The organism is Streptomyces sp. NPDC057702 (genome assembly GCF_042799315.1).
GTDB lineage: Bacteria > Actinomycetota > Actinomycetes > Streptomycetales > Streptomycetaceae > Streptomyces.
On record NZ_JBHVJC010000026.1, the window covers coordinates 119,547 to 140,097 of the forward strand.

18 protein-coding genes are annotated in these 20,551 nt (G+C 74.6%); 2 read left to right on the top strand and 16 right to left on the bottom strand.

Annotated features, from left to right (window positions below):
- From ACFVFR_RS21030 to ACFVFR_RS21085, 12 genes are all read right to left on the bottom strand, one after another.
- A complete protein-coding gene (locus ACFVFR_RS21030; RefSeq protein ID WP_383703862.1) occupies positions 1-1,152 on the bottom strand; it encodes a hypothetical protein in 1,152 nt (383 codons plus the stop codon).
- 23 nt (positions 1,153-1,175) lie between these two features.
- A complete protein-coding gene (locus tag ACFVFR_RS21035) occupies positions 1,176-1,646 on the bottom strand; it encodes a hypothetical protein (RefSeq protein ID WP_383703864.1) in 471 nt (156 codons plus the stop codon).
- A gap of 28 nt (positions 1,647-1,674) precedes the next feature.
- Entirely contained in the window at positions 1,675-2,025 is a 351-nt protein-coding gene (locus tag ACFVFR_RS21040) for a hypothetical protein (RefSeq protein ID WP_383703907.1), read from the bottom strand.
- A 65-nt stretch (positions 2,026-2,090) separates the two neighbouring features.
- A complete protein-coding gene (locus ACFVFR_RS21045) occupies positions 2,091-2,381 on the bottom strand; it encodes a hypothetical protein (RefSeq protein ID WP_383703866.1) in 291 nt (96 codons plus the stop codon).
- Between the two features lie 31 nt (positions 2,382-2,412).
- Positions 2,413-2,988: a phage tail protein gene (locus tag ACFVFR_RS21050; protein ID WP_383703867.1), complete on the bottom strand. Its 576-nt coding sequence runs from the start codon at positions 2,986-2,988 to the stop codon at positions 2,413-2,415.
- Between the two features lie 80 nt (positions 2,989-3,068).
- On the bottom strand, positions 3,069-3,476 hold the full coding sequence (locus ACFVFR_RS21055) for a hypothetical protein (RefSeq protein WP_383703869.1): 408 nt from the start codon (positions 3,474-3,476) through the stop codon (positions 3,069-3,071).
- Between the two features lie 689 nt (positions 3,477-4,165).
- Positions 4,166-5,140, bottom strand: coding sequence for an L-histidine N(alpha)-methyltransferase (gene egtD, locus ACFVFR_RS21060; RefSeq protein WP_383703871.1), 975 nt, complete (start codon positions 5,138-5,140; stop codon positions 4,166-4,168).
- On the bottom strand, positions 5,137-6,228 hold the full coding sequence (gene egtC, locus ACFVFR_RS21065; RefSeq protein WP_383703873.1) for an ergothioneine biosynthesis protein EgtC: 1,092 nt from the start codon (positions 6,226-6,228) through the stop codon (positions 5,137-5,139). The genes egtD and egtC overlap by 4 nt, the downstream gene beginning before the upstream one ends.
- Before the next feature lie 43 nt (positions 6,229-6,271).
- On the bottom strand, positions 6,272-7,639 hold the full coding sequence (egtB, locus tag ACFVFR_RS21070) for an ergothioneine biosynthesis protein EgtB (protein ID WP_383703875.1): 1,368 nt from the start codon (positions 7,637-7,639) through the stop codon (positions 6,272-6,274).
- Positions 7,639-8,922 (bottom strand): ergothioneine biosynthesis glutamate--cysteine ligase EgtA, encoded by a 1,284-nt coding sequence (gene egtA, locus ACFVFR_RS21075; RefSeq protein WP_383703877.1) that lies wholly within the window; start codon positions 8,920-8,922, stop codon positions 7,639-7,641. The genes egtB and egtA overlap by 1 nt, the downstream gene beginning before the upstream one ends.
- A 465-nt stretch (positions 8,923-9,387) precedes the next feature.
- On the bottom strand, positions 9,388-10,143 hold the full coding sequence (locus ACFVFR_RS21080; RefSeq protein WP_383703879.1) for a hypothetical protein: 756 nt from the start codon (positions 10,141-10,143) through the stop codon (positions 9,388-9,390).
- Positions 10,144-12,197: 2,054 nt separating this feature from the next.
- Positions 12,198-13,844, bottom strand: a complete 1,647-nt coding sequence (locus tag ACFVFR_RS21085) for an acyl-CoA dehydrogenase family protein (RefSeq protein WP_383703881.1) — start codon at positions 13,842-13,844, stop codon at positions 12,198-12,200.
- 167 nt (positions 13,845-14,011) lie between these two features.
- Between ACFVFR_RS21085 and ACFVFR_RS21090 the strand changes: the two genes are divergently transcribed.
- Positions 14,012-14,788, top strand: a complete 777-nt coding sequence (locus ACFVFR_RS21090; RefSeq protein WP_383703883.1) for a PaaX family transcriptional regulator C-terminal domain-containing protein — start codon at positions 14,012-14,014, stop codon at positions 14,786-14,788.
- 1,001 nt (positions 14,789-15,789) lie between these two features.
- Here ACFVFR_RS21090 and ACFVFR_RS21095 read toward each other — a convergent pair.
- Positions 15,790-16,257 carry a DUF3574 domain-containing protein gene (locus ACFVFR_RS21095; protein WP_383703885.1) on the bottom strand — a complete coding sequence of 156 codons (468 nt, stop codon included), beginning with the start codon at positions 16,255-16,257 and terminating at the stop codon, positions 15,790-15,792.
- Between the two features lie 418 nt (positions 16,258-16,675).
- Here ACFVFR_RS21095 and ACFVFR_RS21100 point away from each other — a divergent pair, with 418 nt between their 5' ends.
- Positions 16,676-17,413 carry a dienelactone hydrolase family protein gene (locus ACFVFR_RS21100; protein ID WP_383703888.1) on the top strand — a complete coding sequence of 246 codons (738 nt, stop codon included), beginning with the start codon at positions 16,676-16,678 and terminating at the stop codon, positions 17,411-17,413.
- 369 nt (positions 17,414-17,782) lie between these two features.
- On the opposite strand, the gene ACFVFR_RS21105 is transcribed toward ACFVFR_RS21100, so the two are convergent.
- The 3 genes from ACFVFR_RS21105 to ACFVFR_RS21115 are packed head-to-tail and all read right to left on the bottom strand — an operon-like array spanning position 17,783 to position 20,375.
- The gene (locus tag ACFVFR_RS21105; RefSeq protein WP_383703890.1) at positions 17,783-18,640 is read right to left on the bottom strand and encodes a hypothetical protein; all 858 of its coding nucleotides are present in this window, start codon (positions 18,638-18,640) and stop codon (positions 17,783-17,785) included.
- The gene (locus ACFVFR_RS21110; protein ID WP_383703893.1) at positions 18,637-19,821 is read right to left on the bottom strand and encodes a GDSL-type esterase/lipase family protein; all 1,185 of its coding nucleotides are present in this window, start codon (positions 19,819-19,821) and stop codon (positions 18,637-18,639) included. Before ACFVFR_RS21110 ends, ACFVFR_RS21105 begins: the two co-directional genes overlap by 4 nt.
- Positions 19,818-20,375, bottom strand: coding sequence for a DUF1697 domain-containing protein (locus tag ACFVFR_RS21115; RefSeq protein ID WP_383703895.1), 558 nt, complete (start codon positions 20,373-20,375; stop codon positions 19,818-19,820). The genes ACFVFR_RS21110 and ACFVFR_RS21115 overlap by 4 nt, the downstream gene beginning before the upstream one ends.
- Between the last annotated feature and the right edge of the window lie 176 nt (positions 20,376-20,551).

The following is a 20,551-nucleotide window of genomic DNA, read 5'->3' on the forward strand; positions in this document are numbered from 1 at the left end:
TCAGCCCCTCGCCTTCAGCAGGAACATCAGGTCCTCCGCGGTCTGTCGGGCGCTGGCACCGGGGGCCTCGTGGTAGTGCTCGACGACGAACTCGCCGCTCCCGGACCGGGCGGGTGTCAGGCCCGGCACGGCGGACCCGTTGCGGGCGAGCAGGGTGCTGAGCCGGTTCAGCGGCAGCACGGCCTCGGCCTGTCCGGACTCGGCGAGCAGCGCGAGCGTGCCGCCGGGGCGGGGCAGCACGACGCCACCTCGGGCAAGGGTGGGAATGGTGGGAAGGTTGACCCCGAAGGACCCGCCGCCCAGCCACTTCGGTACCGAGACCTTGATCCGGTTCAGCGCGCCGATCGCCCGGTTCACCAACCCGATCACTCCGTTGACCGGCGCGCGTACGGCTCCCAGGACGGCGCTGAACGCGCTCCTGACCATGCTCGCCAGGCCGCCGAAGGCGCGCTGGATGCCGTTTCTGGTGGCCCGGAAGGCGGCGGGGACCCGTTCGGTGAAGAACGACAGCATCGGGCGGACCACGGCCACGATGGCACGGATGACGGTGGTGATGATCGTCTTGTAGAGGGTGAAGTACGTCCTGACCACGGTCCAGATGACCTTCAGCACGACTTCGAACGTGGACCTGATGCCGTTCCAGGTCGCCTGTACCACCTGTCTGGCCACGCGCATCGTGGTGCTGATCACCTGGCCGATGATCCGGAAAGCGGTCTGGACGATCCGCTGGACGGTCCTGGACCGCATGGCCATGTCCACGAGCTTCATGACCAGCGGCATGAGGAGGGCCATGACCGCGCCGAAGATGTTGGCCTTCATAGCGGTGTTTAGGCCCTTCTGAGCGGTGGTCACACCCTGGAGCCCGGTCCTCATCCGGCCCATCAGCCCGCCGCCGGTCGCGGCGCTGCGTCCGGCGGCGCCCATCGACTTCCCGCTTCTGGCCACGCCGCGTTCGGCGGCGTCGGCGCTGCGTCGCAGGTCGCGCAGGGAGTTCGAAGACCTGTCGGCGTCACCCTTGACCCGGCCCACGGCGCCCGCGGCCTGGGTGGCCGTGCGGGAGAATCTGGAGACGCTGGTATCAGCCTGCCCCACGGAACCGCGCAGGCCGCGGAAGCCGGAGGCGGACCTGTTCAGTGCCCTGACCAGCGACATGGCGACCTACCTCCTCCGGCCCGTCATCCCAGTGCCTGCACGAGACTGTTGAGACGCCCCTCAAGACGGTTGATCTGGGCGGCGGTCTCGGTGAAGCTTCCCGTGTTGCCGATGTTCGCCTGCTGCGCGGGCGTACTGCCCCCGAGCTGCCCGCGTATCGCGTCCAGTCGCGTGTTCGCCCGCCTCGCTTCGACCATGGCGTCCGCGGCGGCCCGCTTGAGGGCGTTCGGCCCCTTCCCCGCTCTCTCGTCGAGCCGCTCCTGCACGTCGAACAGGGACTTCTCGGCGCTGAACAGCTTCAACCCGGCGGAGGCGCCCACCGCCTCCCCCTTGACGAAGCTGGCCTCGGCCTTGACGGCGGCGGCGTGAGTGATGTCGTGCACGGCCTTCGCGATGTCCTCCGCGACCTTCTTCTTCAGAGCCTCTACCGCGGCACTCATCGTGCGGTCGATCTCCCGGCCCAGCGGATCCAGCGGGGCGATGGGTACGGTCATCTCTCCTCATTCCGATCGGAGCGGCCCCTCAGCCGAAGAACCGCGCCAGCTCCGCCGCGCTCGGTGTGGTGGCGGTTGGTGTCGTGGTGTCGGGGGTGTCGTGGCCGGCCGGCGGGGGCCGGTCCCCGGTGGTGGGCCTCGGCACCGGCAGCGGCGCCTCGGGCGGGTCCGCGTACTCGTCACGGTTGACCGACGCGTACATCCAGGTGGCGATCGCCAGATGGTCTACCACCGCAGCCAGCAGGTAGTCCGTGGGCCCCCACGCCGCGGCCTCGCCCTGTCTCGCCCGTACGAACGCGGACTCGGCCGGCAGGTGCCGCACCAGGACCGCCAGGCGCCGTGAGGAGAGTGCCTCCCGGTGCCAGTCGAGCAGGTCGATGCCGTAGTACCGCAGCAGGTCCGCTTCCAGAGCCTCGGCGTGCTCCTCCACGAGCGCGCCGAGGCTCACCCTTCCCCCACGCCGAGCCCGGTCTCCTTCCCGTACGCGTCGAGGATGGCCGCGATGTCCTGGACGCTCACCTCGTGCTCGCACAGCCGCTTGTAGCTCTCCCCGCCCAGGAGGAGGGCGAGGAGCCCGTCGAGGTCGTTGTCCTCCAACTCGGCCAGGGCCTTCGCCGAGCGCTGCGGGATCTCGGTCGGCAGCGAGAAGGTCTCCCCGTCCACCTCGAAGTCCCAGGTCAGCCCCAGCGCCTCCAGGCGTTGGGCGCGTGCGGCGTTGACGTTGAACGCGGGCATGGCGCGACTCCTTCGCGATCGTCGACCGGGGTCAGGACGCGGCGAACGAGGGGTCGTTCATCAGCCAGGTCGCCAGCGAGGTGGCGCCGTCCACCGCCAGAGCGGTGAAGGTGACACCGAGCCGCACCGCCGCGGTGCGGGTCAGCTGAAGCTCCTCGGTCTCGGTGACCTGGCCTCTGCGGATGACGAACCGGTACCTGATGACGTCTCCGTCCGCGAACTCCACCCCCAGCATCCGCTCGTCCTTCTTCGGCTCGGCGGCGAGTTCGTAGCGGTAGACCTTGGAGCCGGCCGCGGTCTCCGCCACCACGTCGCCGCCGAAGAAGAACGGCAGGGTGTCCTCGTTGAGCTGGAGGAGTTGGAACTTCACGGTGAGGTCGCGGTCGGAGTAGACGAAACGGGCCGGGCTGACCGACTGCCAGGTGTCGACCGGGTCGATCTTGTCCTTCTTGTTGAACTTGATCCCGTCGGCAGAGGTGTAGCCAAGGTCCTTCCAGCCCGCCGCCCACTGCGTGGAGACGTCGGGTGGGAGAGCGGTTCCGAGCGGGGCGGTCAGGACGCGGCCGGTCCCCGCGACACGGATCTCGTTGGGGTTCATTCCGGGCATGCGTGGCTCCTTGGGACGGTTGTGCCGGTCGGCCCCGGTCCGTCTCGCTGTCCCCGGCCGGGGCGGACGGACTCGGGTGGCTAGGCCGGACGGATGGAGAGCCGGGCGGTGGACAGGTAGCGGCTGGCCGCGGCGTGGCGGTAGTCGGGCAGCCAGCGGGGACCGTCGACCTCGACGGCCTCGGCGACGTACGCGCCCCCGTACGTCGTGCCGCGCACGGTGAGCAGCGCGGTGCGGGTGGCTGTCGCGAGAGTGTGGGCCGCGGGCTTGTCCGGGCCGTACACCTCCAGGTCGATCAGCGGCTGGTCCAGATGGAGGTCTTCCACCCAGGCACCGCCCGCCCGGGAGACGAACACCGCCTTCTGGGTGCCGTCGAAGCCGGGCGGGGTGCGGTTGTCCACGAGGACCCCGGCCAGCTCGGGGCGGTTCGTGAGGTGCTCGACGACGAGCCGTTCGACATCGGGGAAGATCACCAAGGACTCGCTCACCCGCGTACTCCCTGCTGTCGTCGGGCCGGGTCAGACCCGTGCCGAGGTTCTCGCGCACCGATCCGCGCCGAGGGCCGTGCCCGAGGCCGGAGCGACGTGAAGCGTCGGCACCGCGGCCTGCCCTACCGGCACGGCTCCGGGACCGACACCCATGGTGGATGACGCCCCGTTCCCTGACAATCGCCTGTCACCACTTGTGCGCCCAACAGCTTCCATCTCGCCCCTCACCCGACACGCGGTCCCCACCGGGAGCACGGCTCACGGTGCGCGGTGCACGCGCGCACACGACGCGGACCGGGAAGAACACGTCGCGAGCGCCGCCCCGCGAGGCCGGCCGTGCCACGTGGGGAAGACGGTGCGGTCCTCGACGCGATAGCGGTCGCGTTGCCGCGCTCGCGCGGACGCGGCCTCCTCCCTCTTGCGTGGAAGGCCCACGCGCCGCCCAGTACCGCCCCCTACCGTCACGAGGCCACCCGCCCGTGCCCCTCAGCGCCTCAGGGCGGCTTCCCCCGGGGCAACCGGAGGGTCACGCGACGGGCGGCAGCCCACCAGGACGGTCCGTCGTGCGCGCCGGTGGGACACGGAGACCTCCGTGCGGCGCTGTCCGAGACAGGCTCACCCCACGGAGGTCCTTGCCGTGATCACGCCCGACGGGCGTCAGTCACGCTGGTGTCAGTGCGCCTGGCCCCTTACGCCGCCGCCGGCGCGGGCGTGGCCAGGGACAGCGCGAACCGGTCGCCGGTATCGGTCCACCAGTGGCGCAGGTCCAGCCCCGCCGCCGCCAGTTCGGCGCTGACGCCCGCGCGCCGGAACTTCGCCGACACCTCGGTCCGCAGCTCCTCACCCGCCGCGAAGGAGACGACCAGGTCGAGCGCGGGCACCTTCACGGTCACCGCCGAGATGGCCCGCAACCGCATCTCGATCCACTCCCGGTCCCGGTCCCAGTGGGCGACGTGGGTGAAGTCGGCCGGATGGAAGTCGGCCCCCAGCTCGCGGTTGAGCACCGACAGCACGTTCTTGTTGAACTCCGCCGTCACCCCCGCCGCGTCGTCGTACGCCGCGACCAGCGTCTCCTCCTCCTTGACCAGGTCGGTGCCGAGCAACAGGGCGTCACCCGGCGCCAGCAGTTCGCGCACCGAGGCCAGGAAGCGGGCCCGCTCGGCGGGCAACAGGTTGCCGATGGTGCCGCCGAGGAAGACCAGCAGCCGGGGCCCCGGCGTCCGCGGCAGGGCCAGGGTCTGCTGGAAGTCGGCGACCAGGGCGTGCACGGTGAGCCCCGGCCGCTCGGCCAGCAGCGCGTGCCCGGCCAGCTCCAGGGCGCTGCCACTCACGTCCACGGGCACGTACGCCGCGAGGTCGGGCAACGCGTCCAGCAGCAGCCGGGTCTTCTCCGAGGAGCCCGAACCCAGCTCCACCAGCGTGCGGGCGCCGGTGGCCGTGGCGATCTCGGGCGCGTGCGCGGCCAGGATCTCCCGCTCGGCGCGGGTGGGGTAGTACTCGGGCAGTTGGGTGATCTCTTCGAACAGCTCGCTGCCGCGCGCGTCGTAGAACCACTTCGGCGGCAGCGACTTGGACTGAGCGGTCAGCCCGGCGAACACGTCGGCGCGCAGCGCGGCGGACGTCGCGTCCTCGGGCAGGGTGCGGGTGAGGGCGAACGGGCTCACGGGGAGGACTCCTTGTGCGGGAACGTGTGCGAGGGCCGGGCGGCGTGCGCCACGGCGGAGCCGAGCCCGGACATCGGGGCGGGCGTCAGCGGGTGCGGGCGGTCGACGCCGGGCCCCGGGGCGCGCCCCGACGGTGGGGGAGCGGTCGGCGACGGGTGCGCCGCGCCCGGGTCAGCCCTGGACACCGTCCCCGGCGCGGCGGTGTCCGCGCCGCCGCCCGGGGGCGGGCGGTCGGCGCCGCCGCGCGTGATCGCGCTGAGGCGGACGCCGGACCGGGTGGCCGTCACCAGGGTGCGGTCGGGCACCTCGATCCAGTGCGGATCGTCGTCGTAGGGCTCCGAGGCGACGACGATCCCGCCCGGGGGCACCGACGGGCCCGGCTCCGACGCTCCCGCGTCCGACCCGGCACCCGTCGGGGAGCCGGCCTCGGCCGCGAGGCCGGGGCCACCGCGCGCTTCGGGCCCCGGCTCGGTGCGGTACCACAGCGAATCGCCCCAGGTGGTGGCGGCGATGGTGACGCCGTCGGTCAGGAGCAGGTTCAGCCGGGACCCAGGTGCCGCCTCGTCCACCGCCACGACCGTCTCGGCCAGCGCCCGACCCGGTGGGGCGCCCGCGCGCAGCCGGTGCAGCGCCAGCGCCCACACGAACGCCGCGTCGTTGCGCGCCTCCAGGCCCAGCACCGCCTCCGGCGGCAGCGTGGCCACCAGGCTGGCAGCCGTTCCCGGCCACCCGCGCACGGACCCGTTGTGGCTGAAGAGCCAGGGTCCGCCGCCGAAGGGCGCGGCAGCCGCCTCCCCGTCGGCGCCGGGCTCGGTGGCGTCCCGCACGGCGCCCAGCAACGCCGTGCTGCGCACCACCCGGGCCAGGTCCGCGAACGGCAGGTCCGCCCAAATGGGCCCGGACCTGCGATAGCGCGCCGGCACCGGGTCCCCGGCCGCGTACCAGCCGACGCCGAAACCGTCCGCGTTGACCGTCCCGTGCCGCTGGCGGCGCGGCTGCCACGACTGCCGTAGCAGCCCGTGCGCGGGCCGGGTCAGCAGCGTCGCGATCGACACCTCGTCCCCGAGGTAGGCCAGATGACGACACATCAGCGACCCACCCCCCGGGCGCCCGCGCGGGCGCGGGGCGCGGTCACCGCTCCTCCGGCCGCGCGTCGCGGGCGGTGCGGAAGCCGGCGAAGATCTGCCGTCGCACCGGCAGGTCCCAGTTGCGGAACGTGCCCCGGCAGGCCACCGCGTCCACGGCGAAGGAACCGCCGCGCAGCACCTTGTGCTCGTCGCCGAAGAAGACCTCCGAGTACTCCCGGTAGGGGAAGGCGACGAAGCCCGGGTAGGGCAGGAAGTCGCTGGACGTCCACTCCCACACGTCGCCCACCAGCTGTCGTACGCCCAGCGCCGAGGCGCCCAGCGGGTAGCCGCCGACCGGCGCGGGGGACAGGTGCCGCTGGCCGAGGTTGGCGTGCTCCCCGGTGGGGTCCTCGTCCCCCCACGGGTAGCGCCGCGAGCGGCCGGAGACCGGATCGAAGCGGGCGGCCTTCTCCCACTCGGCCTCGGTGGGCAGCCGCCGCCCGGCCCAGCGGGCGTACGCGTCGGCCTCGTACCAGCTCACGTGCACCACCGGTTCCTCCAGCGGCACCGGCTCCGTGACGCCGAACCGGCGCCGCAGCCACGTGGACCCCTCCCGGTGCCAGAACAGCGGCGCGCCGAGCGCGTGCTCGCGCACCAGCGCCCAGCCGCGCGGGTGCCACCAGCGTTCGCGGTCGTAGCCGCCGTCCTCCATGAAGCGCAGATAGGCGCCGTTGCTCACCGGCACCGTGTCGATACGGAAGGCGGCCAGCTCCCTGCGGTGCGCGGGGCGCTCGTTGTCCAGCGCCCACGGCTCGGCGGAGGTGCCCATCGTGAACTCCCCACCCGGCACCAGCACATCGGCGGGCAGGGTGGCCGCGTCGACCGGTGCGCGCGGCGGCTCGGGGGCCGTCAGCGCGACGGGGCCACGGCGCAGCTGGTGGGTGATCAGCATCGTCTCGTCGTGCTGCTGCTCGTGCTGGGCGATCATCCCGAAGGCGAACGCCGCGTCCACCAGCGGCTCGCCCCGCAGCGGCGCCCGCTCCAACAGGTCCAGCACCCGACCCCGGACGTCGGCGGCGTACCCGCGCGCCTCGGTCGGCGACAGCAGCGGCAGCGTGGGGCGTGTGGCGCGCGGGTGCTCGAACGCGTCGTACACCGAGTCGATCTCCGGCCGCAGGGCCTCACGTCCGGCCACGGTGCGCAACAGCCACTGTTCTTCCTGGTTGCCGATGTGGGCCAGATCCCACACCAGCGGCGACATCAGCGGCGAGTGCTGAGCGGTCAGCTCCTCGTCCGCCACACAGTCGGTCAGCGACGCCGTGCGCTCGCGCGCGGTCGTCAGCGCGTTCAGCGCGCGCTTTCTGAGCAGCTCCGGGTCGTACGCGGGCTCGGACGTGGCGAACGTCCCGGACCCCTGTTCCCTGCGGGTCATCAGCGGCCTTCCTTCCCGGAGAGGGAGTCGAGCAGGTCGTCGGCGGGACATCGACCCCGGGCGACATAGCGTTCACGGAAGTCGGCCACGGCGGCGCGGACCTCGGGCGAGGCGCCCAGCCGGGGCAGCGCCTCCTCGGCCGCGGCGAAACAGGCTCCGGCGGCGGCCCGCAACTCCGGGTCGGTCAGGGCCTGTTGGGCGGCGCGCTCCCACAGCGGGTTGCGCGGCGCGGGAGCCGCTCCCGCCGTGTCACCGAGTGGCTTGACCGCGCGGTAGGCGGCCTCGGCCGCGGCCGGGTCGTCGAACAGCGCGGCCGTCACGGCCAGCGGCACCATCCAGCCGTCCAGGCCGGGTTGCGCGTCGATCATGCGCAGCTCCAGGTGCCCGCGCGGGCGAACCGGCGGGAAGAGCGTCGATATGTGGTAGGCGACGTCGTCCAGGCTGGCCGGCCGGGGCCGCCCGTCCCGTACCCAGTCGCGTAGCGGCAACTCGTCGGCCGGCACCTCCCACGGGTCCGTTCCGCCGTCGGTGTCCCGGATGCACATCACCGGCGCCCGTAACACGTACGCCGTCCAGGCGGTGCGCGGGTCGGTGCCCGCGTCAGGGGCCTGGGTGCGCCCGGGGTCCATGGCCGCCCACGCGGCCTGCCGGGTGGACCGCCAGCCGGTGGGACGCCCCTGGTCGAGGGGCGAGTTGGCGAAGGCGGCCACGAGCACCGCGCCGAGCAGGTGCGCGAGCTGCCACCGCCGCCCGTAGCCGAGCGGGCCCGGTTCCTCGTGCCCGGCGTCCACGCAGACCTGGACGGAGGCCGAGCGGCACATCATGGTGCGGCCCGCCGGGCCCCAGCGGTCGAGGTAGCTCTCCATCGCGTGGTAGCGGGGCAGGTCCAGCAGCCGGTGGGGCGGACGCCACGGATCGTGGCCGTGGCCCGCGAGGCCGAGCCCCAGCGGGGCGAGGAAGGCTCTGACCGCGCTCAGGTCCTCCGCCATCTCCTGGATGCAGGAGGTGAGCGAGGAGGCGGGGCGGGAGCTGAGTTCGAGCTGGCCGCCCGGTTCGAAGGTCAGGGCGGATCTCAGCGGGATGGTGCGAAGGCCCTCGGCCACGGTGGTCAGCCGGGACGCGTGGAGGGGTAGTGCGGGGTCGTGCAGGTCGTGCAACACCCATTCGAGCTCAACGCCCAGCCGGCTGGGCGGTCCGGTCTTGAAACAGATGCCGTGAACGAGTGCTTCCACCTCGTCCTCGGTGACCGTCTGCGCCCTCGACGGTCGTAGTTGTTCGGGCATGGCATAGCCTCCCGTCCGCCGGACCCAGGGGTCCGACTCGGTATGAGGGCTCGTCGCCCCCACACCACCTAAAGCCACGCGACGCACGCACTCAAGGGGGCGTCTGCCACTTCCCGGCCCTTGATGCGAGCACCACAGCTCATCGTACGGGCGCGGTCGCGAAACCTCTCGTGACGGCCGCCGCCCGTGTCACCGCACGGCGACGGCAGGGTGTCCTTTCCGTAGCCGTACGAGGGCGGAGCACACGGCGCGACGGGCTTCCAGGGGGCGTGAACGCGAAGGCCCGCGCCGTCGGATGACGGCGCGGGCCGGGCTCGGCGGCGGGTGGCGTGGCCGGGTGGAGAGGGCGTCGCGGGGGGCCGGGCCGGGCGGCGTGGCGCGGGGGTGGCGGGCGCCCGGGGCGGGAACGCGGTGGCTCACGTGACGGTGTCACGGAGCCCGGCGGCCAGTCGCGGAAGTGAGGGGTCAGAGGGAGAAGAGATCGGTGAAGGGGCCCACGGCGTCGTCGGCCGAGCGGCCGAACGGCGCGTCGAAGTCCCAGATCAGGAACAGCAGGAACGCGATCAGCGCGCTGAACAGGCCCGCGAGCACCAGCTCCCGCGCCGAGCGGCGGATCTGTAGCGTGAACACCAGGCCGACGGTGACCATCGCCCCGCCGACGAGGCCGAACCACACCACGCCCGGAATCGTGTCACCCGCGCTCTGCCCCCGGGCGCCGCGCGCGTCGTCGGCCATAGCCACCTGGTCGGACAGCGGCTGGTAGGTCTGGGCCATCCGCTCGTCGCGCGGGGTGGCCTCCGCCACGTGGTGGCGCAACGTGCGCATCAGCTCGTCACCCCGCTCGGTCAGCTTGCCCGTGTCGATCATGTTTGGGAACTCCTCGTCCACCACGTAGCGGACGTACGCGGTCACGTCGGCCCTGATCCGATCCCGCTCCGCCGCGGGGTACACGTGCACCCGCTCACTGACCTCGTGCAGCGCCTGGGCCTCCGTGCGCACGGTGTCCGCGGCGGCGCCCTTGCCCTCCCAGACGCCGGCGATCGCGAGGCCGAGCACGATCGCGTAGACCACGCCGATCATCATCGTCATGTACTCGATGACGTCCGGCGTCTGCGAGGGGTCGTCATCGTCGCCGAGGCGGCGCTGGTTGAGGAAGACGATCACCAGCACGACCGCACAGGCGGCGGCCATCGCGAGGACCAGGACCAGCCATTCGGACATGGGACTTCTCCATACATCGACGCGCGGTGGTCAGCACCGCGGGGGACATCGAGGGTGGTACGGGGGGACGGCTGGGCGGCCGGTGGCGGCCCGGGTCGTCCGTGGTGGACGGCGTGCGGCGGAGCGGGGCGCCCCCGGCGTCGCCTAGCGGCCTCGTCCCCGCCCGCCCCGGCCGCGACCGGACGAGCGCGAACGCAGCGCCGCGGCGGCGAGCACGGCGGGCGCGGTCAGCAGCAGGGTGAGGGTGACCGTGGACAGTCCGCCCGGCGGCCGGTGGCGCGCCGAGGGGTGGTAGGCGCGCGCCTCGACGGTGCCGAGCTCGGGCCGGGGCGTCGGGGTCGGCCCTGGCCGGCGCGTGGGGGGCGCCCCGGGCGTGGGCCGCAGGCGCGGAGGAGCGGGCCGGGGTGGGAGGGCCCGGCCGGGCGTGGGTGCGGACGTCGCGGGCGGCGCCGGCGGCTGGCCGGCGACCGGCGGGGTGACCGTGGGCGGCGTGGGCGAGCCGGGCGGCGGGCTCGGCTCGGACGGCGTGGGCCCGGGCTCGGAGGGCGAGGGGGCCGAGGGTGTCGGGGTGGGCGTGGGGGTTGGAGTCGGAGTGGGAGTCGGGGTCGGGGTGGGCGTGGGGGTTGGAGTGGGAGTCGGCGTCGGGGTTGGAGTAGGTGTCGGGGTTGGAGTGGGTGTGGCAGTTGGTGTGGGTGTGGGGGTCGGGGTGGGAGTGGGGTGGGGCGGGCAGGGGTGGCCGCAGGAGCCGTGCCGGATGACGAGGGTGATGCCACCCGCGGAGACGACGACGCACAGGCTGCCGTGGCGCAGGCGCACCGACACGTGGGCGTCGCCGATCCCGAGGTCCAGGTCCAGATCGATGCCGAAGCGCTCGCCCGGACGCGGCGTGCGCGTGCCCCGGGGCTCGGGGACCCGATGGCGCGCACGGGCGGGCGTCGCCCCCGGCGTCAGGGTGGGCCCCGGAGCGACCCGCGCCCTGGGGGGTGCGGCGGGTGCCGCTGACGGTGCGGAGCGGGTGGGCGGCGGCGGGGTTCGCGCGGCGTGGTGGGAGGCGGCAGGTCCCGTCGTACGCGATACGGCCCGGTGTGGCGCGGGAGCGGGGGTCGCGACGTCGGGCCGGGAGCGTGGCGCCGGTTGTGCGGGTGGTGTGGTGCGGTCGGCGGAGGCGGGACGATTCCGCACGGGTGCCGACTCCACCGTCCGGGCCGATGTCCGTGCCGGTGGGGTCGGCGCCAGTGCCGGTGAGGCCGTGGGCGCCGGCTCCGTACGCGGTACGCCTGGCGCGGGGGCCTCTCGCGTCCACGGCGCGGCCGTGAGCGCCGTGGGTGAACGGGGCACGGCGCGAGGTGGCGTCGGCGCGAGGCGGAGCGCCGGGAGGTGTGGCCACCCCTCCGTGGCGTGGCCGGCCAGCGGGTCGACGGCCACGCCCGTCGCGGCCCCCGGCGCCAGCGCGCCGGCGCCGGTGCGCTCGACCGCGTCCCCGCCCGTCACGGCCCGTGCGGCCGCCGCCTCGGTCGAGGCGAGGACGAGGACCGCGCAGCACACTCCCAGCCGGATTGCCCAGTGCCTTCGATTCACGCGGTCATGCTGCGCGAGTCACTCACACGGCACGCCGGGGTGTTACCAGATTCCCCCGATGGGCTGAAAACGGTGTGAGTGAGGTTTATCGACCTTGCCGCACTCGTCGCGGTAGACGGGCAGGTGAGAGCGTTTCTTCAGAGGCGCGGGCCGGACATGTGGGCACCTCGCGGCGTGGCGATGGGTTGACCGCCGGCGCATCGGACCGATCGAGGCCCGGACCCGATCGCGCCACCCATGGACGTGACGACGAACTCCCCTGCCGGGGAAGCGAGTTCGGTAGGTGCGCGCCCTGGCGAGCCGGGCCGGCCCGGGTGGATCGCCGCAAGCGGGCCCCACGCCGGCGGAGGCGCCCGGCGGCCGGCCCGATGGTGCGCCGGACCGGGAGGCGGCGCCGTCGCGGGCGACCGGGCCCGGCGCCGACCCCCCCGGCGAGCGCCTCGGCGAACCCGCTCCATGAGCCCGCTTCGCAGGGCTCAGCGCGCCTCCTTGGGCAGCGCGCGCTCGATGATGGCCCCGGTGTCCGTACCCAGCGGCAGCGTGCCGAACGCGCCGCCCCAGTCCCCGTCGAGCCGCGAGGCGCAGAACGCGTCCGCCACCGCCGGATGGCCGTACCGCACCAGCAGCGCGCCCTGGAGCACCAGGGTCAGCTGCTCGGCCAGCCGCCGGGCCAGCACCTGGGCCCCTACCGGGTCGGTGAGCTGGCCGAGCAGGCGTCGAGCCCGCGCCGCCGCCGCGTCCAGTCGGGCGTCGGCGCCCGCCGCCGCGTCCACCTCGGCGAGGAACGCCTCCACCGCGCCCGGTGTCCTCTCCAGCGCCCGCAGCAGATCCAGGGCGGCCACGTTGCCCGAGCCCTCCCAGATCGACAGCAGCGGGGCCTCGCGGTACAGCCGGGGCATGCCCGACTCCTCGACGTACCCGTTGCCGCCCAGGCACTCCAGGGCCTCCGCCGCGTGCGTGCTGCCGCGCTTGCACACCCAGTACTTGCCGGCCGCGAGCCCGACCCGGCGCAGCGCCGCCTCCCGCGCGTCCCCCGCCTGTGCCCGGTCCAGCGCGGCGGCCAGCCGCATGGCGAGCACCGTGGCCGCCTCCGACTCGATGGCCAGGTCGGCGAGCACGTGCCGCATCAGCGGCTGGTCGATCAGCTCGGCGCCGAAGGCCCGCCGGTGTGCCGTGTGGTGCACGGCCTGCCGCAGCCCCGAGCGCATGCCGGCGGCCGAGGCGATGACGCAGTCGAGCCGGGTGACGTTGACCATCTCCACGATGGTGCGCACCCCGCGCCCCGGCTCGCCCACCGGCCAGCCGACGGCCTGTTCGTACTCGATCTCGGCCGACGCGTTGGAGCGGTTGCCCAGCTTGTCCTTGAGGCGTTGCAGACGCAGCGGGTTGCGGCTGCCGTCGGGCAGCACGCGCGGCAGCAGGAAACAGGTCAGCCCCTCGGGCGCGCGCGCGAGCGTGAGGAAGACATCGCTCATGGGCGCGGAGGTGAACCACTTGTGACCGGTGATCACGTAGGTGCCGTCGCCCGCCGGCGTCGCGGTGGTCGTGCCCGTACGGACGTCGGAGCCACCCTGCTTCTCGGTCATCGACATGCCCGCGATCAGACCCCGCTTGGCCAGCGGCGGACGCAGGCCGAAGTCGTACGTCGAGGAGGCGAGCAACGGCTCGTAGGCGGCGGACAGTTCGGGCGCGGCGCGCAGCGCGGGGATCGCGGCGTACGTCATGGAGATCGGGCAGCCGTGGCCCGGCTCGGCCTGGGACCACAGGTAGAACTTCGCGGCCCGCACCAGATGGGCGCTCGGCCGGGTGTCGTTCCACGCCGCCGCGTGCTGACCCGAGGCGACGGCCTCGGTCATCAGGTGGTGCCAGGCCGGGTGGAACTCCACCTCGTCCACCCGGTGCCCGTACCGGTCGTGGGTGTGCAGCACCGGCGCGTACGCCTCGGCCTGTCGCGCCCACTCCTGGACCTCGGCCGAACCGGCCCGCGCGCCCAGCTCCCGCAGCTCGGGTTCGGCCCACCCGCCGCCCTCCCGGCGCACCACCTCCAGGAGCGCGACCTCGTCTGCCGTGCTGAAGTCCGTCAGCGGCGGGGGCTGGTTGAGCACGTCATGGGTGGGACTCACGGTGACCTCCGGGACGGCGCGAACGATTCCCTTACGCTTCCATGATGCGTGGCGCAGAACTGTAATGCACGGAGTGAGGGCGACAGTTTCTGGTCGAATGTTCGGGGCGCGCGAGCGCGGAGGCCAGCCGGCCACGACGGCCGGCCCACACGAGACGGGTGAGGGACATGAACCAGACGGGGCGCGCGGCCACCGAGCGACGTCGAGGCGATGGCGCCGCCGAACCCATCCTGCGCCCGCTGACCGCGCGCTCGATCGTGCTGAGCACGCTCCTCGGCCACCACCCGGCCGAACTCCCCGCACGCGCCCTGGTCCGCGCCGGGCAGGTCTTCGGCACCGCCGAGGGCACCATCAGGGTGGCGCTCACGCGCATGGTGGCCGCGGGCGACCTGGAGCCGCGCGAGCGGACCTACCGACTCACGGAGCGCCTGCTGGCCCGCCAGGCCCGCCAGGACGACAGCCGCGCACCACGCCTGCGCCCGTGGACCGGCGACTGGGAGATCGCCCTGGTCACCGGCGAGCGTCGACCCGCACCCGAGCGCGCCGCGCTGCGCCAGGCGATGGGCACGCTGCGACTGGCCGAACTGCGCGAGGGCAGCTGGCTGCGCCCCGCCAACCTGGACCGCCCGCGCCCGCCCGTCGCGGCCGAGCAGTGCGCCTGGCTCACCGGCGCCCCCGAAGCCGACCCGGTCGCGCTCGCCGCCCGCCTGTGGGACCTGGACGGCTGGGCCCGCCAGGCCCGCTGGCTGCTGTCCACACTGGCCGAAACCGACCGGCTGGCCGACCGCTTCGCGGTGGCCGCCGCCATCCTGCGCCATCTGCTGACCGACCCCGTCCTGCCCGACCCGCTGCTGCCCGCCCGCTGGCCGGGCGAGGCGCTGCGGGATGCCTACGCGGCGTTCGAGGAGGAGTTCCGTACGACCGTGCTGGACCGCGCGAGCTGAGCCAGGCCCTCGCGCGGGCCGCTTTCCCGACACACGGGAGCGTGCCTTCCTCGCGGCATGGCAGCGCTGTCAGCTCCCCGTGCCGCACCCCTGGCGGACCGGTTCGGGCCGGGCCCCTCCCGGCCCGGCGGTGGCAGGGGCCTGTCCTGCGGGCCGGCGGAGCGGCCCGCACCAGAGGGCGACGACGGGCCTGTACGGACCGCCGACATGGCCGGGTGGCGAACGGGGCGACGGGTACCGCGCTCCACCGCGACCATGTCTTCCGGATCGCCGGCCTCCCCGTCACCGCGCCGCCGCGCCAGGCGCGGCGGCGCCTCGACCGCCTACGCGCCGCCCGGTCGTTGGGCAGCGGGAAGCGGCCGGCCCCCACCCCGCACGCGCCGCGCCTGGCGCCCGACCCCACGCGTGCGCGAGGCGCCGCACCGCCTGGACGGTCCGCTGACGCGGCTGAGTGACGCGTTCCCGTGGTTGCTGGTCACCGCCTGGCCGAGGCGCCGAGCGAGGTGACGGCGGTCCGTTGGGGGATCTGGCGCAGGCGCCGCCCGGCGAGACGGGCCGCTCGATCGTGGTGCACAACCTGGCCGTGCTCGCCCGTCCACGCCTCGACCCCGGAACGGACCGAGGTCACGCCCGCCGCGCCCGACGCCGCCCAGGGGCGGGCGGCCTACCGCTACGGGCGGGCTCACCCAGGCTGACGAGAGCCGCCGGCACCGGTTGGCCCAGCGCGTTCGTACGCTCGACCCTCGCGCCCACGGGACTGGACCGGCGCGGCTACGCCACGCGCCGCCCGCGCTGCCGCTGGGCGCGCACGCGTGACTCGCCGCGAGCGCGGCCACCGCCGACCGGGACCGACCCGCCCGACACATCGAGCTGATGCGCGCGTTCGGACCGGCCCACGCCGCCGACCTGGCCCTACGCCGGCCCGTCCCCGCCACCGGACCTGAACAGCGCCCTCGGACCGGCCGGCCGAGCGAAACCACCGGTGCGGCTCGGGCGCCGGGCTAGAAGTCCACCCACGCCGGCTCGTCGGCCCGCGCCACCGACTCCTGCCCGAACTCCCGCTCGTACGCGCCGCGGATGTCCTCGATCTGGGTGTCGCGCTCCCGGGCCCGCGCCCCGGGGTAGAGCAGGACCAGTTCGTACGAGCGCTCCCGCACGATCGTGCCGTGTCGATCACGCCACTGCCCGCGCCCGTCGCGCAGGGTGAGCCCGTCGGGGAAGCGCGGGGTGACCCGCCGGTCCACGAAGTCGAGGAAGCGCCGTTCGGTGACGGGCTCGCCACCGTTGGACCGCGCCGTACCGAAGAACAGCCGGGTCTCCACGTACGCCGCGCCGCGCCGCACGACAGTGCCGCCGTCGGGCGCCGGGCGCCCCTCGCCCCACGGGGAGGAGGCGAGGGACACGCCCAGCGCGAGGGTCGCGGCGGCGGCCAGGGCGGCGAGCGCCACACGGGGCCTGGTGATCGACACGGGGACCGTCCCTTCGCTGGAGTGCGGGGCGACGCACGCGCGCCACCCCGTGGCGGCGTGACCACCGCGCGGCTCACTGTGGCGCACCCGCGCGCCGGTTGGCCCGCGCCCGCGATCCGCCCCAGGGGCCAACGGGAGCGGTCGTGCGGCCCCGAGCGCCCGTCGGCCGCCTCCAGGCGGGTGGGCGTCGTGGGGGGGGTGATGGTGAGCGTCGGCCGGGGCCCGGGGTGCTTCCCGGCGTTGGAGCCCGTCCCGGGGGATGACGGTGGGCTTCGTAGGATCCGCCAGCGCTGCCATGGGAACGGGCGTGGTGACGGTGCACGTGCGCCGTCGTCGCGTTCCAGGGGGGACATCCGCGCTGTTCCGCCAGCGGTGAACCCCGGCCCGTCCGGGCTCGACGATCACTACAGTCCGTCTCATGACGACGATCACCACGCATACGGTCGAGTACGCGGCCGACGGTTTGACGATGAGAGGGCACCTCGCGCTCCCGGCCGGTGACGGCCCCCGGCCCGCCGTGTTGCTCGGGCCGGAGGGCACGGGGCTCAGCGACGTCGAGCGCGGCCGGGCCGACGCGCTCGCCGAGTTGGGATACGTGGCGCTGGCCTTCGACCTCCACGGCGGACGCTACCTGGGTGACCCCGAGGAGATGCTGGCCCGCTGCATGCCCCTGCTCGCTGATCCCGACCGGATGCGGGGCATCGGCCACGCGGCGCTCGACGTGTTGCGTGCCGAACCGCGCACCGACCCCGACCGGATAGCCGCCGTCGGCTACGGCACCGGGGGCATCATCGCGCTGGAACTCGGGCGTGATGGCGTCAACCTGCGCGCGATCGGGACTGTCAACGCGACCACCACGGGCCGACCGGGCGAGGCGGCGAACATCCGCTGCCCCGTGTGGGCCGGGGTTGGATCGGAAGACCCGATCATGACGCCCGCGCAACGGGACGCGTTCACGGCGGAGATGCGGGAGGCGGGCGTCGACTGGCGCCTCACGATCTACGGCGGCGCCCTGCACGCCTTCCACCACCCGCCGGTCGACCATCCCACGGTCCCCGGCGTCGGCTACCACCCACGGCACGCGCGGCGAGCCTGGCGCGACGTCGTCGACCTGCTCGCCGAGTGCCTGCCCGTGGCGGAGGACCTGGGAGCATGACCCGGGTGAGCAGGGTGGCGCCGGGCCCGTCCGGTCTCGGGCACTGACCGCCCCGCCCCCGGGTGCGCACGGCACAGCCGCGTTCGGGGTGATGCTCGATCCCGGAGACGCCTTCGCGACGGTCGCGGCAGATGTCGAATCCACCGTCGCGCGCTGCTCTTTGACGCGCGTCCCGGCCACACCCCGGTCGGCCGCACACCGGCCCCCCTCCCGAGGCGCCGCGCGCACCGGCCCCGCCACCCACCGCGCGGGTCTCGCCCGGCGACCGGTCCAGCCGGAGTGCGCGCACCGACCAGTGGCCCGCCGGCCGAGGCACGCGGGCCCTGACCGGGGGGCCGGCTCGAAGGGGCGCGACCCGGTGGAGGCGGTCTACGCCTGGTCGGGGGCGGGGAGGCCGATCGGGTTGGGGAAGCGCAGGGCCGTGGCACAGGCTTCGGCCAGCGGTAGGAGCAGCGCCGTCAGACGCTCGCGCGCGGCGCCGTCGAGATCCTGCCAGGGGCGGCGGGCCGCCCGGTCGGTGGCCAACTCGACGTCGCGGAGCACCCGCAACCCCCGCTCGGTCGCCGCGCCGGCCCCGCTCAGCAGACCCCGCCCGGCGAGCCGGTCGACCGCCGCGTCCCACTCCTGGTCACTCCAGCCCCGAAACGGCTGGAGCTCGGTACGCGGCAGGTCGGCCCCCGCACGCAGCACGAGCGCCTCGCAACCGTCGAGACCCGCCGCCACCAGCGCCGCCACGTGCCCGTCGCCCCGGTGCTCGCGCAGCAGCGTCGCCGCGTGCCACAGCCGGGCCAGCGGGTCCGTCGGCCACGGCAACGCGCTGTTCGCGGCGGCCAGCACCCGCCCGGCACAGTCGAGTCCGTCGGCCCGCGCGGTGAGCTCGTCCGCCGCTCGCCGTGCCGCCTCCTCCTGGCCGGCCAGCAGCCGTCGCAGCGCCGTGACCGCCCCCTCCAGCCGCAACTCCAGCGCCCGCCGTGGCGGAAGGACCCGCCACACCGAGGGCAGGGCGCGGCCCACCATCACCGGCGAGAAGTTGGCGAAGGCGGCCACCACCGGCTCGGGCCCCACCGCGCCGAGCGGCGCCGCCCGACCGGCGAAGTAGCCCGGCCAGAAACCGCGCAGACCCGCCGCGCCGAACACCGTGTACGCGTCGGGCGCGAAGTAGCTCACAGCGTGCAGGGGTTCGACCAACCGCCACAGGGCGCCGGCCGTTCGCACGTCCTCGCTCATCTCAGCTCCTCTTGTCGCGGGGCGCCGCCGGCCCGGGTGGCCGGGACGGTGGAAGGGGTCCGCGCTCGCGCCGTCGGCACGCACGAAGCGCGGCGCAGCAGGGTCAGGAACCGGCCGGCGAAGACCGGGTGGCCGGCCGGGGAGGGGTGGAGCCGGTCCGAGCCCTCCGGTTCGAGGAACAGCGGCACACAGCTGGGCCCGAACACCTCGGGGCCGTGCACGTAGCGCACCTGCCGGTCGCCGTGTTCACGCAGCAGCCGCACCGCGTACCGCACCCGGTCGCGGGTCTCCCGCACGCTCAGGCCCGAGGGCCCGGCCATCTCCTCGCGATCGGGCGCCAGGATGGTGGACATCACCGCGAACGGCGTGTCGGGGTGCCCCTCGCGCACGGTCTGGACGAAGCCGATCACCGCCGCCGTCAGCGCGTCCCCACTGTGCGTGCCCAGGGTGTGCACGTTGATGCCCACACAGACGCTGAGCAGCTCGGCGGGCTGGTCCCGCATCAGCCGCGCGGTCATCGGCTGGAGATAGCAGCCCGCGCCGAGCGCCAGCGAGGTCAGGTCCCAGCCCGCGCGCCGGGCCACCAGCGCCGGCCAGGTCCGACTGGGGGACCGGGCACCCCGGCCCTGCGACACGGAACTGCCGTAGTGCACCCAGCGCGGCCGGTCCCCGGGCGGGTCAGCGGCCACCACCGCGCCCGTGGCCACCGCGAGGTCGCGCAGCCGGAACCGGTGGTAGTACGGCAGCCACAGCTCCACGACCGGTGGGCCCGCGTCGTCGGCCGGAGCGGATCCGTCCGCCAGCCCCGACACCTCGAACTCCGCGTCCTCACCGTGCGTCTCCAGCGCCACCGAGGCCACGCGCCGCCCGTCGCGCAGGACGTCCAGGTGGGCGCGCTCCGGCGGACCGGCCAGTCGGGGCGCCGGATCGGCCTGGTAGCGACAGCGCAGCCAGGAGCTGTCGGTCCGCAGCGTGATCCGCACGCCCGAGGGCATCGCGGCCCGCCCTGTCCCGCCCTCCGGCAGGTACAGCGCGGCCCGCTCGTGCGGCAGCCGCCAGGGCGCCGTCCACCGCGCGGTGCGCTCCAGGGAGATCGTGCCCCGGTAGCGCAGCAACGGGTCGTCGTGGGCCAGCCGACGCGCTCCGTCCGTCCGGCCTGTGGCCCGCCCGTCGTCGCTCATCGCCGGCCGTCCGGGTCCACCATCGCCGCGAGCGCGCTGACCGTGTTCCAGTTGCGCGCGGTGCCGACGAGACCGAGCCGCTTCTCCCACAGCGCCTGGGTGAGCCTGGAGTGGCGCACCCCCTCCGGGCAGTGGACGTAGATCTCCCGCTCCCCGACGCGGAACTGGTCGGGGGCGTACTCCGCCGGGTCCAACTCCGTCAGCGGCGCGGGGTCCACCGGGCCCGACAGGAAGGTGACCAGCAGCCTGGAGGGGTCGAAGTCCACCTCACGGAACGGGTTTCGCGCGGCCACGCGACACAGGTCGCCTCCCTCCCTGACGAGCACGCGCACATCGAGGGACAGCCGCTGGGCGATGGCACGCTCCAGGGCCTCGCCCACCGCGTCGGGGGTCGGGTCGGAGTCCGGTGGCACGAACACCGCGTTGCCGCTCTGGAGGTGGGTCCGCACCGCACCGCACCCCAGACCGGCGAGCAGCTCCCGCAGGGTGGCCATGGGAATCCGACGGTGCTGCCCCACGTTGATGCCGCGCAACAGCGCCACGTATCTGGTCACCGGGCCACCGTAACCGCGCCCACTGACAGTGACGGGGTGCCGGTCTCGGCGCAGCCGGTGCGGCGTCGTGGGCGGGCGGGAGCTGAACGCCACCGGCCCGGGTCCGCGGGCCCCCCCGCCCCCGGCCCGCGCCCCCGCGCGGGGAGTTTAAGTCGCCCGGTGTTCGGCGGTTGGCG

Excerpts from the sequence above, each read along its gene's own strand:
- ACFVFR_RS21100 (WP_383703888.1), top strand. The coding sequence starts at position 16,676 with ATGACGACGATCACCACGCATACGGTCGAGTACGCGGCCGACGGTTTG.
- egtC (WP_383703873.1), bottom strand. The coding sequence starts at position 6,228 with ATGTGTCGTCATCTGGCCTACCTCGGGGACGAGGTGTCGATCGCGACG.
- ACFVFR_RS21090 (WP_383703883.1), top strand. The coding sequence starts at position 14,012 with ATGAACCAGACGGGGCGCGCGGCCACCGAGCGACGTCGAGGCGATGGC.
- ACFVFR_RS21035 (WP_383703864.1), bottom strand. The coding sequence starts at position 1,646 with ATGACCGTACCCATCGCCCCGCTGGATCCGCTGGGCCGGGAGATCGAC.
- egtB (WP_383703875.1), bottom strand. The coding sequence starts at position 7,639 with ATGACCCGCAGGGAACAGGGGTCCGGGACGTTCGCCACGTCCGAGCCC.
- ACFVFR_RS21045 (WP_383703866.1), bottom strand. The coding sequence starts at position 2,381 with ATGCCCGCGTTCAACGTCAACGCCGCACGCGCCCAACGCCTGGAGGCG.
- egtA (WP_383703877.1), bottom strand. The coding sequence starts at position 8,922 with ATGCCCGAACAACTACGACCGTCGAGGGCGCAGACGGTCACCGAGGAC.
- ACFVFR_RS21080 (WP_383703879.1), bottom strand. The coding sequence starts at position 10,143 with ATGTCCGAATGGCTGGTCCTGGTCCTCGCGATGGCCGCCGCCTGTGCG.
- ACFVFR_RS21050 (WP_383703867.1), bottom strand. The coding sequence starts at position 2,988 with ATGCCCGGAATGAACCCCAACGAGATCCGTGTCGCGGGGACCGGCCGC.
- ACFVFR_RS21110 (WP_383703893.1), bottom strand. The coding sequence starts at position 19,821 with ATGAGCGACGACGGGCGGGCCACAGGCCGGACGGACGGAGCGCGTCGG.
- ACFVFR_RS21105 (WP_383703890.1), bottom strand. The coding sequence starts at position 18,640 with ATGAGCGAGGACGTGCGAACGGCCGGCGCCCTGTGGCGGTTGGTCGAA.
- ACFVFR_RS21030 (WP_383703862.1), bottom strand. The coding sequence starts at position 1,152 with ATGTCGCTGGTCAGGGCACTGAACAGGTCCGCCTCCGGCTTCCGCGGC.